This window comes from Methylobacterium sp. WL116 (assembly GCF_008039455.1).
In the GTDB taxonomy this organism is placed as follows: Bacteria; Pseudomonadota; Alphaproteobacteria; order Rhizobiales; family Beijerinckiaceae; genus Methylobacterium.
Map to the genome: position 1 here is coordinate 1 of NZ_VRUV01000672.1, position 2,103 is coordinate 2,103.

The following is a 2,103-nucleotide window of genomic DNA, read 5'->3' on the forward strand; positions in this document are numbered from 1 at the left end:
GCCCGTCCGCCACCACGACGCCGCCGGCCCGAACGGCGGCGTCGTGGTGGTGGCGGACGGGCATCCGATCGAGCTCGTCGCGTCGGAGACCGCGCTGACGTTCTTCGTCACCGACGACGACGGCGGCCCGGCCGCGACCGCGGGGCTGACGGGCAAGGCCTTCGTCCAGACCGGGGCCGGGACCGAGACGGTGCCGCTCGCCGGCGCCGCGCCGAACCGCATGGTCGGCGCGCTCAAGGGGCCGCTGCCCGCCGGCGCCAAGGTGGTGTTCTCGGCGCGGATGCACGGGCACAGCCTGCAGGCCCGCTTCGCGCGATAGCCCGGCGCCCTTCCGGTCGCGGGCCCGATGCCGTAAGGCCCGCGGGACCATCCCGAGGGTCCCTGACCGCATGATACGCCTCGAAAAGATCGGCAAGCAGAACGGCCGGCAGATCGTCTTCATGGAGGCGTCCGCCGCCCTGCAGAAGGGCGAGAAGATCGGCCTCGTCGGCCCCAACGGCGCCGGCAAGACCACCCTGTTCCGGATGATCACCGGCGAGGAGGAGCCCGACGAGGGCCAGGTCGCCACCGATCGCGGCGTCACCATCGGCTACTTCAGCCAGGACGTCGGCGAGATGTCGGGCTGCAGCGTCGTCTCGGCGGTGATGGACGGCGCCGGCCCGGTCAGCGCCGTCGGCCTGGAGATGAAGGCGCTGGAGGCGGCGTTCTCCGATCCCGACCGGGCCGACGAGATGGACGCGCTGATCGCCCGCTACGGCGAGGTCCAGGCGCGCTTCGAGGAGCTCGACGGCTACGCGCTCGAAGGCCGAGCCTACGAGGTGCTGGCCGGCCTGAGCTTCTCCCAGGAGATGATGGACGGGGACGTCGGCAAGCTGTCCGGCGGCTGGAAGATGCGCGTGGCGCTTGCCCGCATCCTGCTGATGAACCCGGACGTGATGCTCCTCGACGAGCCCTCCAACCACCTCGACATCGAGAGCCTGATCTGGCTCGAATCCTTCCTAAAGGGGTTCGAGGGCGCGCTGCTGATGACCTCGCACGACCGCGAGTTCATGAACCGCATCGTCGGCAAGGTGATCGAGATCGACGGCGGCACGCTGACCACCTTCTCGGGCGACTACGCCTTCTACGAACAGCAGCGCGCACTCAACGAGAGCCAGCAGCAGGCGCAGTTCGAGCGCCAGCAGGCGATGCTTGCCAAGGAGATCAAGTTCATCGAGCGCTTCAAGGCGCGGGCGAGCCACGCCGCCCAGGTGCAGAGCCGGGTGAAGAAGCTCGACAAGATCGAGCGCGTCGAGCCGCCGAAGCGGCGCCAATCGGTGGCGTTCGAGTTCCAGCCGGCGCCGCGCTCGGGCGACGACGTCGTGATGCTGAAGGGCGTGCACAAGCGCTACGGCAGCCGCACGATCTACCAAAACCTCGATTTCGGCATCCGCCGGCGCGAGCGCTGGTGCGTGATGGGGGTCAACGGCGCCGGCAAGTCCACGCTGCTGAAGCTCGTGACGGGCTCGGCCCAGCCCGACGACGGCACGGTGGCGGTCGGCGGCAGCGTCAAGCTCGGCTACTTCGCCCAGCACGCCATGGACCTGCTCGACGGCGACCTCACCGTGTTCCAGGACCTGGAGAGCACCTTCCCGCAGGCCGGCCAGGGCTCCCTGCGCGCGCTCGCCGGCTGCTTCGGGTTCTCGGGCGACGACGTCGAGAAGCGCTGCCGGGTGCTCTCGGGCGGCGAGAAGGCGCGGCTGGTGATGGCCAAGATGCTGTTCGACCCGCCGAACTTCCTGGTGCTCGACGAGCCGACCAACCACCTCGACATCGGCACCAAGGCGATGCTGATCGACGCGCTCTCCGCTTACGAGGGCACGATGCTGTTCGTGAGCCACGACCGCCACTTCCTGGCCGCGCTCTCGAACCGGGTGCTCGAGCTCACGCCCGACGGCATCCACCAGTACGGCGGCGGCTACACCGAGTACGTCGCCCGCACGGGCCAGGAGGCGCCCGGCCTGCGCAGCTGAGCACGGGACCGGAGCGCGGCACGAGCTGCGGCGCCTCGACCGCATCCGCGACGTCCCGCGCCGCCGTACTGGTGGATGCCGTCGGGCGTGA

2 protein-coding genes are annotated in these 2,103 nt (G+C 70.1%); both read left to right on the top strand.

What is annotated here, in order from left to right; translation table 11 throughout:
- Positions 1–319: hypothetical protein (locus FV223_RS26060; protein WP_147729649.1), on the top strand; the 319-nt coding region annotated here is incomplete at its 5' end.
- 70 nt (positions 320–389) lie between these two features.
- Entirely contained in the window at positions 390–2,012 is a 1,623-nt protein-coding gene (locus FV223_RS26065) for an ABC-F family ATP-binding cassette domain-containing protein (protein ID WP_147729650.1), read from the top strand.
- Positions 2,013–2,103: the final 91 nt, after the last annotated feature.

What these genes read in the sequence shown, in the direction of transcription:
- FV223_RS26065 (WP_147729650.1), top strand. Translation starts at nt 390, where the DNA reads ATGATACGCCTCGAAAAGATCGGCAAGCAGAACGGCCGGCAGATCGTC.